The sequence below is a fragment of the Xenorhabdus santafensis genome, assembly GCF_033949405.1.
Taxonomy (GTDB): domain Bacteria; phylum Pseudomonadota; class Gammaproteobacteria; order Enterobacterales; family Enterobacteriaceae; genus Xenorhabdus; species Xenorhabdus santafensis.
Map to the genome: position 1 here is coordinate 24926 of NZ_VCDN01000060.1, position 17563 is coordinate 42488.

General features: G+C 44.3%; 21 protein-coding genes. 13 read left to right on the top strand and 8 right to left on the bottom strand.

What is annotated here, in order from left to right:
• Positions 1–199 precede the first annotated feature (199 nt).
• Positions 200–1258 carry an outer membrane-stress sensor serine endopeptidase DegS gene (gene degS / locus FE392_RS14780; RefSeq protein WP_319930985.1) on the top strand — a complete coding sequence of 353 codons (1059 nt, stop codon included), beginning with the start codon at positions 200–202 and terminating at the stop codon, positions 1256–1258.
• Positions 1259–1343: 85 nt separating this feature from the next.
• Here the strand turns inward: degS and murA are convergent, their stop codons facing one another.
• The 7 genes from murA to mlaF form a co-directional block, all read right to left on the bottom strand.
• A complete protein-coding gene (murA, locus tag FE392_RS14785) occupies positions 1344–2606 on the bottom strand; it encodes a UDP-N-acetylglucosamine 1-carboxyvinyltransferase (protein WP_319930986.1) in 1263 nt (420 codons plus the stop codon).
• Positions 2607–2663: 57 nt separating this feature from the next.
• The gene (gene ibaG / locus FE392_RS14790) at positions 2664–2918 is read right to left on the bottom strand and encodes a BolA family iron metabolism protein IbaG (protein WP_319930987.1); all 255 of its coding nucleotides are present in this window, start codon (positions 2916–2918) and stop codon (positions 2664–2666) included.
• Between the two features lie 218 nt (positions 2919–3136).
• The gene (gene mlaB / locus FE392_RS14795; protein ID WP_319930988.1) at positions 3137–3475 is read right to left on the bottom strand and encodes a lipid asymmetry maintenance protein MlaB; all 339 of its coding nucleotides are present in this window, start codon (positions 3473–3475) and stop codon (positions 3137–3139) included.
• Position 3476: 1 nt separating this feature from the next.
• On the bottom strand, positions 3477–4106 hold the full coding sequence (gene mlaC / locus FE392_RS14800; protein ID WP_319930989.1) for a phospholipid-binding protein MlaC: 630 nt from the start codon (positions 4104–4106) through the stop codon (positions 3477–3479).
• 40 nt (positions 4107–4146) lie between these two features.
• Positions 4147–4659: an outer membrane lipid asymmetry maintenance protein MlaD gene (gene mlaD, locus FE392_RS14805; RefSeq protein WP_319930990.1), complete on the bottom strand. Its 513-nt coding sequence runs from the start codon at positions 4657–4659 to the stop codon at positions 4147–4149.
• Positions 4660–4663: 4 nt separating this feature from the next.
• A complete protein-coding gene (gene mlaE / locus FE392_RS14810) occupies positions 4664–5452 on the bottom strand; it encodes a lipid asymmetry maintenance ABC transporter permease subunit MlaE (RefSeq protein ID WP_319930991.1) in 789 nt (262 codons plus the stop codon).
• Positions 5453–5456: 4 nt separating this feature from the next.
• Positions 5457–6260 (bottom strand): phospholipid ABC transporter ATP-binding protein MlaF, encoded by an 804-nt coding sequence (gene mlaF, locus FE392_RS14815; RefSeq protein WP_319930992.1) that lies wholly within the window; start codon positions 6258–6260, stop codon positions 5457–5459.
• A gap of 230 nt (positions 6261–6490) precedes the next feature.
• On the opposite strand from mlaF, the gene FE392_RS14820 reads away from it, so the two are divergent.
• The 12 genes from FE392_RS14820 to FE392_RS14875 all read left to right on the top strand — a co-directional run bounded on the left by FE392_RS14820 (position 6491) and on the right by FE392_RS14875 (position 16153).
• Positions 6491–7468, top strand: coding sequence for a calcium/sodium antiporter (locus FE392_RS14820; RefSeq protein ID WP_319930993.1), 978 nt, complete (start codon positions 6491–6493; stop codon positions 7466–7468).
• A 146-nt stretch (positions 7469–7614) separates the two neighbouring features.
• Positions 7615–8583, top strand: a complete 969-nt coding sequence (gene kdsD / locus FE392_RS14825) for an arabinose-5-phosphate isomerase KdsD (protein WP_319930994.1) — start codon at positions 7615–7617, stop codon at positions 8581–8583.
• Between the two features lie 54 nt (positions 8584–8637).
• Positions 8638–9201: a 3-deoxy-manno-octulosonate-8-phosphatase KdsC gene (kdsC, locus tag FE392_RS14830; RefSeq protein ID WP_319930995.1), complete on the top strand. Its 564-nt coding sequence runs from the start codon at positions 8638–8640 to the stop codon at positions 9199–9201.
• A 17-nt stretch (positions 9202–9218) separates the two neighbouring features.
• The gene (gene lptC, locus FE392_RS14835) at positions 9219–9812 is read left to right on the top strand and encodes an LPS export ABC transporter periplasmic protein LptC (protein WP_319930996.1); all 594 of its coding nucleotides are present in this window, start codon (positions 9219–9221) and stop codon (positions 9810–9812) included.
• The gene (lptA, locus tag FE392_RS14840) at positions 9793–10341 is read left to right on the top strand and encodes a lipopolysaccharide ABC transporter substrate-binding protein LptA (protein WP_319930997.1); all 549 of its coding nucleotides are present in this window, start codon (positions 9793–9795) and stop codon (positions 10339–10341) included. Before lptC ends, lptA begins: the two co-directional genes overlap by 20 nt.
• Positions 10342–10347: 6 nt before the next feature.
• Positions 10348–11073: an LPS export ABC transporter ATP-binding protein gene (gene lptB, locus FE392_RS14845; protein ID WP_319930998.1), complete on the top strand. Its 726-nt coding sequence runs from the start codon at positions 10348–10350 to the stop codon at positions 11071–11073.
• Between the two features lie 68 nt (positions 11074–11141).
• The gene (rpoN, locus tag FE392_RS14850) at positions 11142–12581 is read left to right on the top strand and encodes an RNA polymerase factor sigma-54 (protein ID WP_319930999.1); all 1440 of its coding nucleotides are present in this window, start codon (positions 11142–11144) and stop codon (positions 12579–12581) included.
• Positions 12582–12604: 23 nt separating this feature from the next.
• Positions 12605–12892 (top strand): ribosome hibernation promoting factor, encoded by a 288-nt coding sequence (hpf, locus tag FE392_RS14855; RefSeq protein WP_319931000.1) that lies wholly within the window; start codon positions 12605–12607, stop codon positions 12890–12892.
• Positions 12893–13025: 133 nt separating this feature from the next.
• Positions 13026–13493 (top strand): PTS IIA-like nitrogen regulatory protein PtsN, encoded by a 468-nt coding sequence (gene ptsN, locus FE392_RS14860; RefSeq protein ID WP_319931001.1) that lies wholly within the window; start codon positions 13026–13028, stop codon positions 13491–13493.
• An 85-nt stretch (positions 13494–13578) separates the two neighbouring features.
• Entirely contained in the window at positions 13579–14430 is an 852-nt protein-coding gene (rapZ, locus tag FE392_RS14865) for an RNase adapter RapZ (RefSeq protein WP_319931002.1), read from the top strand.
• A gap of 68 nt (positions 14431–14498) precedes the next feature.
• Positions 14499–14771: a PTS phosphocarrier protein NPr gene (gene npr, locus FE392_RS14870; RefSeq protein WP_319931003.1), complete on the top strand. Its 273-nt coding sequence runs from the start codon at positions 14499–14501 to the stop codon at positions 14769–14771.
• Positions 14772–15274: 503 nt separating this feature from the next.
• The gene (locus FE392_RS14875) at positions 15275–16153 is read left to right on the top strand and encodes a hypothetical protein (protein ID WP_319931004.1); all 879 of its coding nucleotides are present in this window, start codon (positions 15275–15277) and stop codon (positions 16151–16153) included.
• A 262-nt stretch (positions 16154–16415) separates the two neighbouring features.
• On the opposite strand, the gene FE392_RS14880 is transcribed toward FE392_RS14875, so the two are convergent.
• Positions 16416–17411 (bottom strand): CgnE/CgnB domain-containing protein, encoded by a 996-nt coding sequence (locus tag FE392_RS14880; protein WP_319931005.1) that lies wholly within the window; start codon positions 17409–17411, stop codon positions 16416–16418.
• Between the last annotated feature and the right edge of the window lie 152 nt (positions 17412–17563).

Genomic DNA, 17563 nt, shown 5'->3' on the forward strand with positions numbered 1-17563 from the left:
GTCAGCGCAATGGCAAGGAAGCTAATCCCGGAAAAGTATAGAGAAGGCGAAGTTTATCGCCATACCGATGCACAGGGACAGCAAATACAGCCAACCAAGCAGTAACTTGAAAGAAAAAAGAGAACAGGCACAGTAAGTGCTGTGTCTGTTCATTTTAGTGCTATTCTTCTCTTTCATTCATTTATTACTGACTATTACCATGCTGATCAAGTTATTACGCTCTGTATTGATAGGCCTGTTGGTTGCTGCCATTTTGGTAGTCGCCATACCCTCCCTGCGCCCCCATGCCTTGAAAAATATGTTGAGTGATAACAACCACGACAAAATTTATAGCTTCAGCCAAGGTGTTCGGCGGGCAGCGCCTGCGGTTGTTAATATCTACAGCAGCAACATGGGGAGTTTTTCCCATGAAAGCCGGGAACTTCATCCTCTCGGCTCCGGCGTCATTATGAGCGAACAAGGTTACATTCTGACTAATAAGCACGTGATCAATAAAGTCGGCTCTATTATTGTCGCGCTGCAAGACGGGCGTTTTTATGAAGCGCTATTAGTTGGTTCAGATAGCCCGACCGATTTAGCCGTCTTAAAAATTAATGCCGAAAACCTTCCCGTTATCCCAATAAACCCAAATCGGGTGGCGCATGTTGGGGACGTCGTACTGGCAATTGGCAACCCGTACAATTTAGGTCAAACCATCACACAAGGCATTATCAGTGCAACTGGTCGCGTTGGTCTCAGTCCAACTCGCCGCCAGAATTTTCTGCAAACAGATGCATCAATTAATCAGGGAAACTCTGGCGGAGCTTTAGTCAATACATTGGGAGAGTTAGTCGGCATTAATACACTGACCTTCGATAAATCAGAATTTGGTGTCACACCTGAAGGGTTGGGATTTGCCATTCCGGCTAAACTGGCAGTGACTATCATGAAAAAACTGATCCGTGACGGACGGGTTATCAGAGGATATATAGGCATTACATCTTTGGAATTGCCCAACATTCGTTCATCCGGCAGTAATATCAATCAGATTAATGGGGTTCGCGTTTTCTTGGTTGAGGCAAATCAGCCTGCTGACAAAGCGGGAATTAAAGTCGGGGATATCATAACCAGTTTTGATCATCAGCCGGTGATTTCTCCTGCTGAAATGATGGATCACGTGGCCGAAATTCGTCCCGGCAAAGTTGTACCTGTCACCGTACTACGTGATGGCACCTCTCTCACACTTAACGTCACTATTGGTGAGTATAATGGCTACTGATGTTCCCTGCTCACACGTCCTTTGCCCACATTGAGCAAAGGACATTGGGTCGAAACGGGAAAAATAGAACTGTTTTCCCGTTTACTTATTCTGCTGACTTAATACGTTCGATGTTCGCACCAAGGCCGCGTAGCTTATCTTCGATGTGTTCGTAACCCCGGTCAATATGATAAATACGATCCACAACCGTCGTTCCTTCAGCAATACAACCGGCTAATACTAAGCTTGCTGAAGCACGCAAATCAGTCGCCATGACTTGAGCACCGGATAGTTTTTCAACACCGTGGCACAATACCGTATTGCTCTCAATTTCAGCCCGGCCACCCATTCGGATCAATTCTGGAATATGCATGAAACGATTTTCGAAAATAGTTTCAGTGATCATGCCTGCGCCCTCTGCAACCATATTCAACAAACTGAATTGTGCCTGCATATCCGTTGGGAAGCCTGGATGTGGAGCTGTGCGGAATGTGACAGCTTTAGGACGCTGACCATGCATATCAAGGCTAATCCAATCTTCTCCCACTTTGATATCCGCTCCCGCTTCACGCAGTTTGGCTAAAACTGCATCAAGAGTGTCAGGCTTGGCATGATGGCAAACAACTTTGCCACGAGAGATCGCGGCAGCAACCAAAAAAGTGCCGGTTTCAATACGATCAGGCAGGACACGATGAACACCGCCACCCAGACGCTCAACACCTTCAATCACAATACGGTCAGTACCTGCCCCGCTGATTTTTGCTCCCAATGTATTGAGGAAATTTGCTGTATCTTCAATTTCAGGTTCGCGGGCCGCATTTTCAATAATCGTTGTGCCTACTGCCAATGTTGCTGCGGTCATAATTGTTACCGTCGCACCAACGCTGACTTTATCCATAACAATGTTGGCACCTTTCAAACGCCCATCAACCGAGGCTTTGACGTAACCTTCATCCAGCACAATCTTCGCACCGAGCTGTTCCAAACCAGAAATATGGAGATCGACCGGACGAGCGCCAATGGCGCAGCCACCCGGCAAAGAAACCTGTCCCTGACCAAAGCGCGCCACCAACGGCCCCAATGCCCAAATGGAAGCCCGCATGGTTTTGACCAGCTCATAAGGAGCGCAAAATTCGTTGACGCCGCTGGCATCAACAAAAATAGAGCCATTGCGCACGACTTTCGTCCCCAGGCGATTGAGAAGTTTGATGGTGGTATCAATATCTTTCAATTCAGGAACATTTTGTAATTCCACTGGCTCTTCTGCCAGCAGCGCTGCGAACATAATTGGTAGTGCGGCATTTTTTGCCCCGGAAATCGTAACTTCTCCCGACAGGCAGGTCGGCCCTTTCACACGAAATTTATCCATCTATCATGATTCTCTTGTTTAATTCAAAGTGTGCTGTTCGCGGCGGAGCAAACAGCCTCAAAATCCCTGAAGCTTGCGGTCACGCTGCCACTGTTCTGGCGTATATGCCTTGATTGACAAAGCATGAATGCGGTTATCAGCAATATATTCCATCAAAGGGGCATATACAGCCTGCTGCTGCTTAACCCGGCTCAACCCATCAAAAATGGAACCCACTGCAATAACCTGAAAATGACTGCCATCACCGCTAACGATAGCTTCATCAAGTGCCAAATTTTCCATCAACACTTTTTTAATTTCTTCAGTATCCATAAATTGCTCACACCCGTCGTTAGAAAATAATAGTAGACGCCTATCCTAATGGAATCCAGCCGACTCTTAAACCAAGAAAAACGCCCTTGTAAGGAATGGCTTACAAGGGCGCGGATTATCAATTATCCTTCGTCTTTCAAGTTGACTCTTTGTTGGCTGGGCACATTCACTCCCTTGCCGCCGTGATGCCATTCGAAATCCATTGGATATAGATGGAATTAGGCATTTGGCTGGCTATCGTCAAGAAGGCTTTGCACCCCATACAGCGCTATCAACGTGTTGAGGCGTTCCCCAACATTTGAAAATGTCAACGCCTTGCCGCTTTGCTGAAACTCGCCTTTTAGACGAACTAACAAAGCCAATCCTGCGGAATCCACACGACTGAGCTGGGAAACATCAATATTAACGATATCTTCCAGCACACTGCTTTTTTGTTGCCAAAGCGGCAACAGACTGTCGCGATCCAACGTACCTTGCAAAAACAGGGTACTGCCGGTTTTTTCCCAACTGACTATGTCGTTATCCGCTACATTGCTGCCAGAACTGTTTTTTTCCATATCACTTTTTCTTTTCTAAAGTGATCGGCGCTTTCGCACTGATAGCCAATTGTTCGGTCAGGCCATCAATACCTTTCTGACGCAGGATATCCGCCCATTCGTTTTGCTTGGTCGTAATCATGCTCACGCCTTCTGCGATCATGTCGTAAGCCTGCCAGTTACCCGTTTTGGTGTTTTTACGCCATTGGAAATCCAGGCGAACCGGCGGCTGGCCATTAGGATCAGTAATAGTGACGCGGATAGCAAGCATGGTTTTATCACCCAATGGCTGCTCTGGTTCGATTTGGTAGTTTTGACCATGATACATCGCCAAAGCCTGACCATATGCCTGCTCCAGATAGGTTTCAAACGCCTTGAAATAAGCGTCACGCTGCGCAGGTGTCGCATCTTTGTAATAAGGCCCCAAAACCAGTGCGCCGGCATATTTTATCTGCACATACGGCAACAATTCTTCACGCACAATCTGACGCAGAACATCTGGGTTTGCCTGTATCTGAGGCTGATCATTCTTCAAGCGGGTAAACGTTTTTTCCGCTGCATCTTTCATCAACGCATAAGGATTGGTTTGATCCGCTGCGCTGGCCAATGGTGCGACCACCAGCAACGCAATCATGAGTAATCGTTTGAACATGGGTGTTTTTCCTTCTAAATTCTAAATAGTAGGTTGCCGGTTAGTGTGCCTGCCCAGGCGCAGAGGCAGATTTATCTTTATTTCCGCCACCGCTCTTGTACAAGAACTGACCAATCAAATCTTCAAGTACCATAGCAGAATGTGTGGTTTCAATGCGATCGCCATCCTTCAGCATGAAAGTTCCCAAATCTTCATCAGTAAATCCAATATTCAATGCAAGATACTGTTCACCTAACAGCCCAGACGTTCGGATAGAAAGTGAGCTGGTATTTGGGATATTGTCGTATTGAGTAAAAATATCCAGTTCAACTTGTGGTGCGTAATTTGTGTGATCCAGCCAAATTTTACCCACACGACCAATAACGACTCCGCCAACTTTCACGGGTGAGCGCACTTTCAAGCTACCAATATTACTAAATGAGGCATAGACACGGTAAGTTGGCTGATTGCCAAAAGAGCGGATATCCGCAACCTTCAGACATAAAAAAATGATTGCCGCCAACGCAATCAAGACAAAAGCCCCTACCCAAATTTCATTTTTCTTGCTTTGCATCGACTCAATTCCCAAACATCAGTGCTGTCAGCACAAAATCCAAACCCAATACCGCCAACGACGCATGAACAACCGTACGCGTCGTCGCCCTGCTAATCCCTTCTGATGTCGGGATAGCGTCATAACCATTAAATAGAGCAATCCACGTTACTGTGATGGCAAAAACAACTCCCTTCAGAAAGCAGTTGAGCAAATCTTTTTTCCACTCCACCGCAGATTGCATGGATGACCAGAAAAAACCGCCATCAATACCTTTCCAATCCACACCAACCATTGCACCGCCCAAGATGCCAACGGCAACGAAGATCAATGTCAGCAAAGGCATACTGATTAAACCTGCCCAGAAACGAGGAGCGATGACGCGGCGCAACGGATCTACCGCCATCATTTCCAAACTGGAAATCTGTTCAGTGGCTTTCATCAAACCAATCTCTGCAGTCAGCGCTGAACCCGCCCTGCCCGCAAACAGCAAAGCCGTCACCACAGGCCCCAGCTCACGCAGCAACGACAGTGCGACCATCATACCGAGGCTACCCTCTGCACTAAATGTGGTCAGAACCAGATAGCCCTGCAAGGCCAGTACCATGCCGATAAACAGCCCTGATACCACAATAATCAGCAATGATTGGACACCTATGCTGTAAAGCTGCTGGCGTAATAGCGCCCATTGTTTGGCAGGCTCTGGCTTGCCTATAATTGCACTGAACAGCATAAAGCCCGCACGACCGAATGAAGCAACCACTTCAATCGTTCGACTGCCCAGTGCCGCCAATGCCTGTGTCAACTTCAACATCCCATTATCCTAATAACTCAGTTTTATAATCCCCGGCAGGGAAACGGAAAGGCACTGGCCCATCAGCAACTCCATCAAGAAATTGCCGTACCCGTTGATCCTGATTTGCTCTCAACTGCTCCGGTGTACCTTCTGCGATCACTTTTCGTTCTGCCACAATGTAAGCATAATCTGCAATACTCAGCACTTCTGGCACATCATGGGAGACGACCACACACGTCACGCCAAGCGCCTGATTAAGTTCATCAATAAGTTTAACCAAAACCCCCATCGTGATCGGATCCTGACCAACAAACGGCTCATCAAACATGATCAAGTCTGGATCAAGTGCAATTGCCCTCGCCAATGCCGCTCGCCTTGCCATACCCCCGGACAATTCCGATGGCATCAAGTGTGCAGCACCACGCAGCCCGACAGCTTCCAATTTCATCATTACAGTTGTATGAATCAATTCTTCTGGCAATTGAGTGTGCTCACGCAAAGGAAAAGCAACATTGTCAAAAACATTCAGATCGGTAAACAATGCCCCCGACTGAAATAACATGCTCATTTTCTTGCGGGCAGCATAAAGACGCGGACGGGACAAGGCAGGAATGTTATCGCCATCAAACCAGATTTCACCTCGTTCAGGGCGAATCTGCCCTCCAATCAGGCGTAACAGCGTTGTTTTCCCGATACCGGAAGGCCCCATAATGGCAGTCACTTTTCCTTTCGGAACGGTCAGATTAATATCAGCAAAAATCGGACGTTGACCCCGGGTAAAATGCATCCCACAGATCTCAATAAGATTTGCTGTTTGTTGATTCATTATTAATAACCCCTAACCGTTAATAGGTCATTTTCATGACTGTATTTAAATAAACTATGGTGCATACTACAAAAAATTTTCCCAATTTGCGTTAGTAAAGTTGTGACAAATTTTACTTTTCTTTCTATGACCGTCAGAATGTATAAGTCTAGCTAAATAAACATTTCATGTTTAAAAATCAACCACTATCAGCATAATGCTCGGAATAAATTTCATTTAAGGGACACACCATGTTTCTGACTATTTTACTACTCATTACCGGACTGATTTTACTGGTCTATGGTTCTGATAGATTAGTTTATGGTGCGGCAGTTTTTTCCCGGGCACTGAAAATTCCGCCCCTGGTTGTGGGGTTGGTCATTATGGGCATAGGCACCTCATTACCTGAATTGATGGTATCTGTCACAGCAATTTTAGACGGGCAACCCGATATGGCCGTAGGCAATGCCATTGGTTCCAATATCACTAACCTCCTGCTGATTACTGGTGCAGCAGCTTTCATTAGGCCAATCAGAGTAAAATCGGATATCCTACGGCGGGAAGTGCCTTTGATGCTGCTGATTACTGCGTTTGCCGGGTATATACTATCCAACAATTATTTGAGCCGTTTGGATGGGATATTCCTGCTGTTTTCTGCCATTGTCTTCATTGCGTTGATGTTCAAAATGACAACATTATCTCAACATGATGGTGTTGACAGTTACACTCAGGAGCGGAATTCAGAAGTACCCGTTGAAGGCAACAAGGGGATTGCACTGCTTTGGGTTGTTCTGGGCTTAATTATCCTGCCGATCTCCACCCGCATGGTGGTTGACAATGCGGCTGTCATTGCACGCATTTATGGAATAAGCGAGCTGGTTATCGGCCTGACAATTCTTGCCGTGGGAACCAGTCTGCCGGAACTTGCCACTTCCATTGCTGCCGCCATAAAAGGTGAGAATGACATGGCAATGGGCAATATTATTGGTTCCAATGTGTTCAATGCCACCCTTGTCTTGGGGATCCCCGCCATACTTTCTCCCAGCGTTATTTCTCCGGAAGCGTTTTCACGGGACTTCTGGGTCATGATGGCAGCCAGTGTACTGTTCACTGTATTTTGTCTGGGAAGGAAGCATCGATTGAACAGGTTGAATGGCATTCTGTTGTTGGGTTGTTTTATCGCGTATTTTATCGTCCTTTTTGTTTCTGACTATTACCGCGTTGAATAACAGTCAATGAGCAGTAGCCATTGAATAGCAGTCATTAAATAACAACATTAAATGACAGTATCGGAGCACGGTACTGCATAATTGCCCTGAGTGAGCACAGGGTCAGTGGGAAAAAGAAGAGTTGGAAAAAACAGGAATAAATAAAAATGCCTAAAATCGATTTTCAACAAGCTGGTAAAAAAGTATTACATATCGAACTTGACGGATTAACCAGTCTGGAACAGTACATCAATGATGATTTCAACCGCGCCTGCGAATTAATGTTCGGCTGTGAAGGGAAAGTCATCGTGATGGGAATGGGCAAATCCGGTCATATCGGGCGTAAAATTGCGGCAACCTTTGCCAGTACCGGTACGCCTTCTTTCTTTGTCCATCCCGGTGAAGCCAGCCATGGCGATTTGGGCATGGTGACATCAAAAGACATTGTGCTGGCAATTTCCAACTCTGGTGAATCGAATGAAATTTTGGCATTGATCCCTGTTCTCAAGCGGCAAAAAGTTCAGCTCATTTGCATGACAAACAATCGCAACAGCAGCATGGGAAAAGCGTCGGATGTACATTTGTGCATTAAAACGCCACAAGAAGCCTGCCCGTTGGGTCTGGCACCAACCACCAGCACCACCGCCACACTTGTTATGGGCGATGCTATGGCCATTGCGCTTTTGCAGGCGCGTGGCTTTACTGCCGAAGACTTTGCCCTCTCCCACCCTGGTGGCGCACTTGGGCGCAAGCTTTTGCTACTGGCCAGTGATTTAATGGTTTCCGGCGAGCACATTCCCCGAGTTTCCCGCACCGCAACCTTGCGCGAGGCTTTGGTGGAAATTACCCGCAAAAAACTGGGCATGACGGTTATTTGCAGTGATGACATGCAAATTGATGGTATTTTTACCGATGGTGATTTACGCCGTGTTTTCGATATGGGAATCGATCTCAACAATGCAAAAATCGCTGATGTCATGACGTCCGGTGGTATCCGCATCAAGCCCAACTCGCTGGCTGTTGATGCCCTGAACCTGATGCAATCCCGCCACATTACATCCTTGCTGGTCACTGAAGACGATAAACTGCTTGGTGTATTGCATATGCACGATCTTTTACAGGCCGGAGTGGTATAACAAGGCGTGATGTAAACATTGATATGATATAAATCTTAAGAGAATCCCTTAATAATGAGTCAAAAAGAATATCTGGACACCTGTTATGGGCCAGTAAGCAAAGATATTATCGAGAAAGCCCGTAAAATCCGTCTTCTGATTTGTGATGTTGATGGCGTAATGTCTGACGGGCTTATCTATATGGGCAATGAAGGTGAAGAACTGAAAGCCTTTAACGTCCGTGACGGTTATGGTATCCGTTGCTTAATTACCTCCGGGATTGAAGTTGCCATTATTACTGGCCGCAAAGCAAAACTGTTGGAAAATCGTGCGAAAACGCTAGGAATTACACATCTTTACCAAGGGCAGAACGATAAGATTTTGGCGTATAAGGAACTGTTGGATAAACTAGCATTACAGCCAGATCAAATTGCCTATATTGGCGATGACCTTATTGACTGGCCCGTGATGGCACAAGTTGGGTTATCAGTTGCAGTATCTGATGCCCACCCGCTTCTGTTGCCAAAAGCAGATTATGTGACTCAGATTGCAGGTGGTCGTGGTGCAGTCAGGGAACTTTGTGATTTGGTGCTCTTAGCTCAGAATAAGCTGGAAGATGCCAAAGGGTTATCCATATAAATTAAAACTGAAAAAGAATGAGCAAAATTCAATCCTGGCTGATCGCAACATTGGTACTGATCGCACTTGTGCTGATTGGCTGGAATTTATCCAGTGTAAATGATGATTCTTCTTCATCCATTGTCGATGACGGTCATCCTACTTATCAAACGCAGGAAGCAGTTACTTTTGTCTATGATCCAGAGGGGAAACTGGTTTACAAGTTAGTGGCAGATGATGTCAAAAACTTTGCCGATACAAAACTGACTTGGTTTACCAAGCCAGTATTGACGACATATGACCCAAACAGCCCCTCTGAAAATCCGACCGCCACATGGACAGTAAGCTCGGTTAAAGCCAAACTAACCAATGACAGAATGCTCTATCTGTACGGAGATGTCCGTGTGAACAGCCTGACCGAAGCATCACAACTGCAACAGATAAAAACAGATAATGCGACTGTCAATCTGACAACACAAGACATTGCATCCGATGACCAAGTGACTATCACAGGTATTGGCCTGCAATCTGTCGGAATGAAAATGCGTGGCAATTTGCGAAATAAAACTGCTGAACTGATTGAAAAGGTGACTACTCAATATGAGATCCCACATGAACAACCTAATCCGTAACACCCTTATTGCCAGTACACTTTTTGCAACCAGCCTGCCAGTACTGGCTTTAAAAGATGATACAAAACAGCCCATTACCATCGATTCTGCAAGGCAGTCTCTGGATCTAACCGGGAATATTGCCACATTTACGGATAAAGTCATTGTAAAGCAAGGTTCTATTGATATTCGTGCTGATAAAGTTGTCGTTACCCGCCCCGATAACGATTCAAAAAAGACAGTCATTGAGGCTTACGGCAATCCGGCCACTTTCTACCAATTGCAGGATGACGGGAAACCCATTAAGGGCCATGCATCCAAAATGCGCTATGAAATGGGCAAAGAATTAGTCACACTGACGGGTAATGCTTACCTTGAGCAACTAGACAGCAATATCAAGGGCGATAAGATTACCTATCTGGTGCCGACACAGCAAATGGAAGCATTTAGTGATAAAGGTAAACGGGTCACTACCGTCCTGCTGCCATCCCAATTGCAAGAAAAAGGCCCGAATACCCACGGCTCTGATGTTCACAAAAAGAGTAAATAACGACTTATGGCAATACTAAACGCAGAAAATCTGGCAAAGGCCTATAAAAGCCGCAAGGTTGTTGAGAACGTCAGCCTGAAAGTAAAGTCAGGGGAAATTGTTGGCTTGCTCGGCCCCAACGGGGCAGGCAAAACCACCACTTTCTACATGGTGGTGGGCATCGTTCCACGTGATGCAGGCTCTATCACCATTGATGGAGAAGACATCAGCCTGCTGCCACTGCACGAACGTGCCCGCCGCGGAATCGGCTATCTGCCACAGGAAGCCTCTATTTTCCGCCGCCTGAGCGTATTCGACAATTTGATGGCGATTCTAGAGATCCGCAAAGATCTCAATCATGAACAAAGAAAGGAACGTGCCGAAGAGCTGATGGAAGAATTTCACATCGCTCACCTGCGTGATAACCTTGGGCAATCGCTTTCCGGTGGTGAGCGCCGCCGTGTGGAAATCGCCCGTGCGCTGGCTGCCAATCCAAAATTCATCCTGCTGGATGAGCCTTTTGCGGGCGTAGATCCCATTTCCGTTCTGGATATTAAAAAAATCATCCAACACCTACGGGATTCTGGGCTGGGAGTATTGATTACTGACCACAATGTCCGCGAAACACTGGATGTTTGTGAACATGCCTATATCGTCAGCCAAGGTCACTTGATTGCTCACGGCACACCTGATGAAATACTGAATAACGAACAGGTCAAACGCGTTTACTTGGGAGAAGGTTTCCGTCTTTAATCTTGATTTATCTGTCAGGCGCACTTTCAGGGATCATTCAAGCCAGATAAAGGAGAAGTGGTAACGCTATGAAGCAAAGTTTGCAACTCAGGCTCAGTCAGCAATTAACGATGACACCCCAGCTCCAGCAAGCTATCCGTTTGTTGCAACTTTCCACGCTCGAACTTCAGCAGGAGATCCAACAGGCATTGGAAACCAATCCATTACTTGAACAGGATGAGCAGCATAGCGAAGTAGAAACCCAGAGCCTTCCTGAGAATGAAGCTGAAGTGATGGATACCCGGGAAGCGCTTGAACAGCAAGAGATGCCGAAAGAGCTGCCCTTGGATACCAGCTGGGATGAAATTTACAGCGCCGGCATACCTTCGGGGTCGCACAGTGATTACTACGCTGATGACTTTCCAGTTTATCAGGGAGAAACCACCCAAACCCTGCAAGATTACCTGACATGGCAGGCAGAATTGACCCCCTTCACCGAAACAGATGCCGCAATCGCCACATCAATAATTGACGCCATTGATGATAGCGGCTATCTGACAGTTTCCGCCGAAGAGATCCTTGCCAGTATTGGTGATGATGAACTCACATTGGAAGAAGTCGAAGCCGTTATCAAACGCATACAGCATTTTGATCCAATCGGCGTTGCGGCGCGTGACCTGCGTGAATGCCTGCTGATCCAAATGGCAATGCTTCCGCCTGAGACAACTCATCTCAACGAAGCCAAGCTGATTGCCGCTAACTACCTTGAACTGCTGGGTAATCGAGACTTTCGTAATTTATTGCGTCAAAGTAAATTAAAAGAAAGTACTCTTAAAGGTGCGATTGATATCATCCAATCACTGGAACCGAAACCGGGGTTAATGATCAATACGGGTGAATCCGAATATGTAATCCCGGACGTATTGGTACAGAAAGAAAATGAAAGTTGGCAAGTCAGGTTAAATACCGATAGCATTCCCCGTCTGCGCATCAATCAACATTATGCAGCATTGGGGCAACAGACCCATAATGAAAGTGACAGCCTGTTTATTCGCAATAATTTGCAGGAAGCCAAGTGGCTGATAAAAAGCCTCGAAAGCCGCAATGAAACATTGCTGAAAGTTGCTGGCTGCATTGTTGAGCGGCAACAAGATTTTTTTGAATATGGTGCAGAACACATGAAACCGCTGGTACTGGCCGATATTGCCTACCAGATTGACATGCATGAATCCACCATTTCGCGCGTGACGACACAGAAATACCTGTATAGCCCACGCGGGATTTTTGAATTGAAATATTTTTTCTCCAGTCACGTCAGCACTGACAGCGGAGGTGAAGCCTCTTCAACCGCAATACGTGCCTTGGTGAAAAAACTTGTCGCGGCAGAAAACCCGGCCAAGCCCCTGAGTGACAGCAAATTGACCAGTATACTGGCGGAACAGGGCATTCAAGTGGCGCGCCGGACTGTCGCAAAATATAGAGAGTCGTTATCCATCCCTCCTTCAAACCAACGCAAAACGCTGGTTTGAGCAACTCAGAGAAGGAAAACACTATGCAACTCAATGTAACAGGCCACAATCTTGAAATCACAGATGCACTACGCAATATTGTGCAAGCAAAATGCGGAAAACTGGATCAATATTTCGATAAGATTAACCTTATTCAGGTCATCCTCCGAGTGGAAAAAGTGAGTCAAATCGCCGAAGCCACCGTGCACATTAACGGAGGTGAGTTGCATGCAACCGCAGAACATGAAGATATGTATGCGGCAATTGATGCGCTGGCAGATAAACTTGCGCGTCAATTGACCAAACATAAAAGTAAATTGAGACAACATTAACCGCTTTCAGGCAACGGGGCCGTCATAAAATAGCCACTGTTCTATCTGTAGCTCCTACTATAGCCCAGTGTATCAATACCAGATGTCCCACAATCCGGCATCTGGTATTTTCAGGCTCTAAGTGAATAAAGAAATGAACAACGAAACAGATTTACCACTAAGCTCAGTACTTTCACCCGAATGTACACGCAACAACGTACCTTGTTCGAGTAAAAAACGGGCTTTAGAGATTATCAGTGAACTGGCATCCAAACAGCTTGGATTACCGGAAAATGTCGTTTTCGAAGCCATCCTGACCCGCGAAAAAGTGGGCACGACCGGTATTGGAAACGGAATTGCCATTCCCCACGGCAAACTCGATAAAGAATGTTCAGATAATGCCGTCGGCGTGTTTTTGCATCTGGAGCAACCTATTACCTTTGATGCTATTGATAATCAACCTGTTGACTTGCTTTTCGCTTTATTGGTGCCATCAGACCAGTGCCAAACCCATTTACACTCACTATCATTAATAGCAAAGCGCCTTGCAGATAAAAATCTCTGCCGCCGCCTGCGCTCAGCTCAGAGTGATGAAGAGCTATATAAAATTATTACTGAATAATAAAAAGTTATACTTAAGGGATTTCAAGCTGCGGTTTGAAATACGGCAGGTATAATACAATTATAAACATTTAGGGAGTCACCTCATGGTGCTGATGATAGTCAGTGGTCGCTCAGGTTCAGGAAAATCTGTCGCCCTACGCGCACTGGAAGATATGGGCTTCTATTGCGTAGATAATCTGCCGGTCGTATTGCTGCCAGAACTGGCAAGTACGTTGGCTGAACGTGATATTTCGGCGGCGGTGAGCATTGATGTCAGGAACATGCCGGAATCACCCGAGATTTTCGAAGAAGCCCTAACGCAATTACCTGACAGTTTCTCGCCACAGCTACTGTTCCTTGACGCCGATCGCAATACCCTGATCCGTCGTTACAGTGACACTCGGCGTTTGCATCCGCTCTCCAGTAAAAACTTGTCACTGGAAAGTGCGATTGACCACGAAAGTGATCTACTGGAACCTTTGCGTTCACGCGCCGATTTGATCATCGATACCTCTGAGATGTCCGTTCATGAACTGGCAGAAATGCTCAGAACGCGTTTATTGGGCAAACGGGAACGTGAACTGACCATGGTGTTTGAATCTTTTGGCTTCAAGCATGGTATTCCCATTGATGCAGACTATGTTTTCGACGTGCGCTTCCTGCCGAACCCTCATTGGGATCCGAAATTACGCCCAATGACAGGGTTAGATCGCCCTGTCGCCGCATTTTTGGATCGCCATACTGAAGTACATAACTTCATCTACCAGACACGCAGCTATCTGGAACTTTGGTTGCCCATGCTGGAAACCAACAACCGCAGCTACTTAACCGTGGCGATTGGCTGTACCGGTGGTAAACACCGTTCCGTTTATGTAGCAGAGCAGTTGGCTGATTATTTCCGCTCTCGCGGTAAAAATGTGCAGTCACGTCACCGTACACTGGAAAAACGCAAATAATGTAAGCAATTGCTTGTTAGGCAATTGCTTTAAAAACGGTTAATTCAAAAACAAGCGGTAGATACAGCATGACAGTCAAACAACGGCTTGAAATCAAAAATCGGCTTGGTATGCATGCCAGACCTGCAATGAAACTGCATGACCTTGTGCAGCAGTTTCAATCTCAGGTTATTTTGCGCAATAGCAATAATATCCAGGCCGAAGCCAGTAGTGTGATTGCCATGCTGATGCTGGATTCTGAACAAGGCAGTTGCATTGAAGTTGAGGCAACCGGCGCTGATGAACAGCAAGCACTGGCCGCTATTGTTGATCTATTCAATTCTGGTTTTGACGAAGATTAATCGGTTCCATTAAAAGCATTATTTTTCCGGTAAAAACATCACCTTCCTTTAATAAAGTTATTTCCCCTGTAAAAACAAAGCATTCCCTTAAAAACACACATCGAACCAGCCGCCAGATTTTCGATAGTTATAGATTGTGATATAAAAAACTATATTTATAACTAACTTGAATAGTAGAGATAGTGAATATTTTTGCCTTTCTTGATATATCTCACACAAATCAGTAACTTATTCTATTTATACTCATTTATCGTCAATTCATCATCTAAAAATGCTGACTGACCTATATAAATCAGTTTAACGTATTAAAAATAGAGAATACTTTTATATTTATCAAGTATTCATCAAAACTAAACATTCATATTTATTTACAACTATTTTATAGGGTGTCTTAGCCGAAAACATTCGCCCTTACCAATTAGCAATGATAAGAGCCGTACAAAAAATATTAATTTTCTATTTAAATAAAATCATTAATTTTCATTATAGACAGCAATAAATATATGAATAAAAAACCAACACCAAAAATAACAACAATAAAAAAAGAAAACATAAAAAAAGAATGTAAATTTGAGCATGATTTAAAAGAACTCATTAATTACCATCTTGACTGTGCTGAAAAGGACTGGCAACAAGTTCGCCATAATTTTAATAAATATAGTCTGTCAACAGATAAAATTAATGATCATGCTCATCAACTTATAATCGGCGGATCGATAAATAGTATTGGCAAGAATATCGTTTCTCAACCAATCATCGCTCCTCCGTCTTCTTATTACAGGCATGAAAACAACGTTGACTCCATACTGAAAAAAGAGATGGTAGAAACGCTCATCCCCGGCTATCCATTTTTAGAGAATGATAAGCCAGAAGTCAGTGAATTCGTGGCATTCATGATGGACATGAGAAACTCCAGCTCCAGCTTTAAACAGTATTCGACTTCCCCCATTATAGAATGCGGGTTACAAAAAATTTTCTATGAAACGTCTTCATTGATCCCGGCAATTACTTATACCGCAGCACAAGAAGGTGGAAAAGCAACAGAACTGCTTGGCGATGGTGCATTAATTTTATTTCATATTAAACCAGGTAGTTTAATTAATGTAATAAATAAGGCTTATATAGCTGCTGAAAAATGCATAAATAATACTATGCATCATATTAATGATATTTTATGGCAACGATATAAATTCCCGCCTTTAAAAATTGGCATAGGGCTGTCTTATGGTGCTGCCATTATCAAGGTCATGAACGTAAACGGCTATCACCCTAAAGTCATCGGCCAGTGCGTTTGGGAAGCCGCAAAATTAAGTAACGGTGAAAATACAATAGGATTATCAGAAGAAATACAGAAGATACTGAATTTAACTAAAGCATGTTGATAGCTAGCCCGAGCCAATAATCTCACCGTTTATCAGCTTATTTTGCAACATATGGGAATGCATAGCATGGTACTGGGAACCCCGGAAATGATCGCTTATGGTCGATCACGTTATTCCCCTATTGCAAAAAAGAAACCTCTTCCGGCCTGACTATACAGAACAAACCCTCCGAGAACGCTTGGGCGTAGCTTGTGATTGATTTTTGGCAACGGCATCCGTACCCAGTTGGTTTCGATGAAAACTAACGCTTTCCTTGCGAAATTTATTGGAGATCGAAACGATTATTACGAACAAAAATATTTTCATCAAAAGATAACGTGCCACCTTGAACGATTAAATCTAAATGATGGCTGCCGATTGCCCCCCCACCTAACCCAAGGTGCAAGCCAGGATGCCGCTCTTCAAAACCTGCATTTAAGCCATAAAGCCGTTTGACACCGCAATTGGTGCCGATACCAAACTCTTCAATAACACTGTTGCTTGGGTTTGCAGATAGATACTTATCAAAATCTTGCGAAAAATTGACATCATGACATTTAAAATCAATGACTTTGCTATCTTTGATGGTCATTTTAAAAAAATCTTTCACTATTCCATACTTAATGGCAAAGGGAATTGTGCTGAGAAAAGTCCCACTGAATATAATATCACCTTCCAATTTATGGAATTTTGTTGCAATTTCCCCCGGCGTTAAATCATAGTTTCCTGAACCATCAATAGAAGTCCATGACTGATTTTCATTCATTGTTGCAACTAGCGAATAATCATTTTTCTGTTTAAAAATAACTTGCTTACTTATTACTGCATGCGCTATTAGTAACTTATTTCTATTTTTAATGATATCGATATCTTCGGAAAAAGATTCATAGAAATGATTGCTGTAATCTTTGAATAAAATGGATTTACTCCAATGCTTTTGCATTATTTTCTTTATTGGTGCAAGAAACTTAGGGCCGGCAGAACTAAATGGTTTTAATGTTGATGAAAGATAAAAAAACATAAAAGCATCGCATTTTTCAATTTCTTCTATTAAAACACCTGATGGCGATTCATTAAGTGGTAAAGAGCGAATATCCAATAAAGGTAATGTTTCAGAAATTTTGATAATATTTTTTACGATTTCTTTATGGCTTTCATCCCACCCAATCAACAAGTGAATAATCTCTGCATTATTTGCTTTTTCCTTGACAGCGGGATGGTTAAATAAACAAAACAACATATTCATTATGCTTTTGTTTTCTTCATCATTTAATTGCATGATAACCTCGTAATGATAACCTTATCACTAATAGCAAAAAATTAATCAGAAACGAATTTACCCAGCCACATGATTGCCAATCACTCAAAGTTTATTTCAAATTAATGAATCTGAGATTCTTTGGGTATTAAGGTAAACATGTAGCTGGAGTT

What these genes read in the sequence shown, in the direction of transcription:
- degS (WP_319930985.1), top strand. Translation starts at nt 200, where the DNA reads ATGCTGATCAAGTTATTACGCTCTGTATTGATAGGCCTGTTGGTTGCT.
- murA (WP_319930986.1), bottom strand. Translation starts at nt 2,606, where the DNA reads ATGGATAAATTTCGTGTGAAAGGGCCGACCTGCCTGTCGGGAGAAGTT.
- ibaG (WP_319930987.1), bottom strand. Translation starts at nt 2,918, where the DNA reads ATGGATACTGAAGAAATTAAAAAAGTGTTGATGGAAAATTTGGCACTT.
- mlaB (WP_319930988.1), bottom strand. Translation starts at nt 3,475, where the DNA reads ATGGAAAAAAACAGTTCTGGCAGCAATGTAGCGGATAACGACATAGTC.
- mlaC (WP_319930989.1), bottom strand. Translation starts at nt 4,106, where the DNA reads ATGTTCAAACGATTACTCATGATTGCGTTGCTGGTGGTCGCACCATTG.
- mlaD (WP_319930990.1), bottom strand. Translation starts at nt 4,659, where the DNA reads ATGCAAAGCAAGAAAAATGAAATTTGGGTAGGGGCTTTTGTCTTGATT.
- mlaE (WP_319930991.1), bottom strand. Translation starts at nt 5,452, where the DNA reads ATGTTGAAGTTGACACAGGCATTGGCGGCACTGGGCAGTCGAACGATT.
- mlaF (WP_319930992.1), bottom strand. Translation starts at nt 6,260, where the DNA reads ATGAATCAACAAACAGCAAATCTTATTGAGATCTGTGGGATGCATTTT.
- FE392_RS14820 (WP_319930993.1), top strand. Translation starts at nt 6,491, where the DNA reads ATGTTTCTGACTATTTTACTACTCATTACCGGACTGATTTTACTGGTC.
- kdsD (WP_319930994.1), top strand. Translation starts at nt 7,615, where the DNA reads ATGCCTAAAATCGATTTTCAACAAGCTGGTAAAAAAGTATTACATATC.
- kdsC (WP_319930995.1), top strand. Translation starts at nt 8,638, where the DNA reads ATGAGTCAAAAAGAATATCTGGACACCTGTTATGGGCCAGTAAGCAAA.
- lptC (WP_319930996.1), top strand. Translation starts at nt 9,219, where the DNA reads ATGAGCAAAATTCAATCCTGGCTGATCGCAACATTGGTACTGATCGCA.
- lptA (WP_319930997.1), top strand. Translation starts at nt 9,793, where the DNA reads ATGAACAACCTAATCCGTAACACCCTTATTGCCAGTACACTTTTTGCA.
- lptB (WP_319930998.1), top strand. Translation starts at nt 10,348, where the DNA reads ATGGCAATACTAAACGCAGAAAATCTGGCAAAGGCCTATAAAAGCCGC.
- rpoN (WP_319930999.1), top strand. Translation starts at nt 11,142, where the DNA reads ATGAAGCAAAGTTTGCAACTCAGGCTCAGTCAGCAATTAACGATGACA.
- hpf (WP_319931000.1), top strand. Translation starts at nt 12,605, where the DNA reads ATGCAACTCAATGTAACAGGCCACAATCTTGAAATCACAGATGCACTA.
- ptsN (WP_319931001.1), top strand. Translation starts at nt 13,026, where the DNA reads ATGAACAACGAAACAGATTTACCACTAAGCTCAGTACTTTCACCCGAA.
- rapZ (WP_319931002.1), top strand. Translation starts at nt 13,579, where the DNA reads ATGGTGCTGATGATAGTCAGTGGTCGCTCAGGTTCAGGAAAATCTGTC.
- npr (WP_319931003.1), top strand. Translation starts at nt 14,499, where the DNA reads ATGACAGTCAAACAACGGCTTGAAATCAAAAATCGGCTTGGTATGCAT.
- FE392_RS14875 (WP_319931004.1), top strand. Translation starts at nt 15,275, where the DNA reads ATGAATAAAAAACCAACACCAAAAATAACAACAATAAAAAAAGAAAAC.
- FE392_RS14880 (WP_319931005.1), bottom strand. Translation starts at nt 17,411, where the DNA reads ATGCAATTAAATGATGAAGAAAACAAAAGCATAATGAATATGTTGTTT.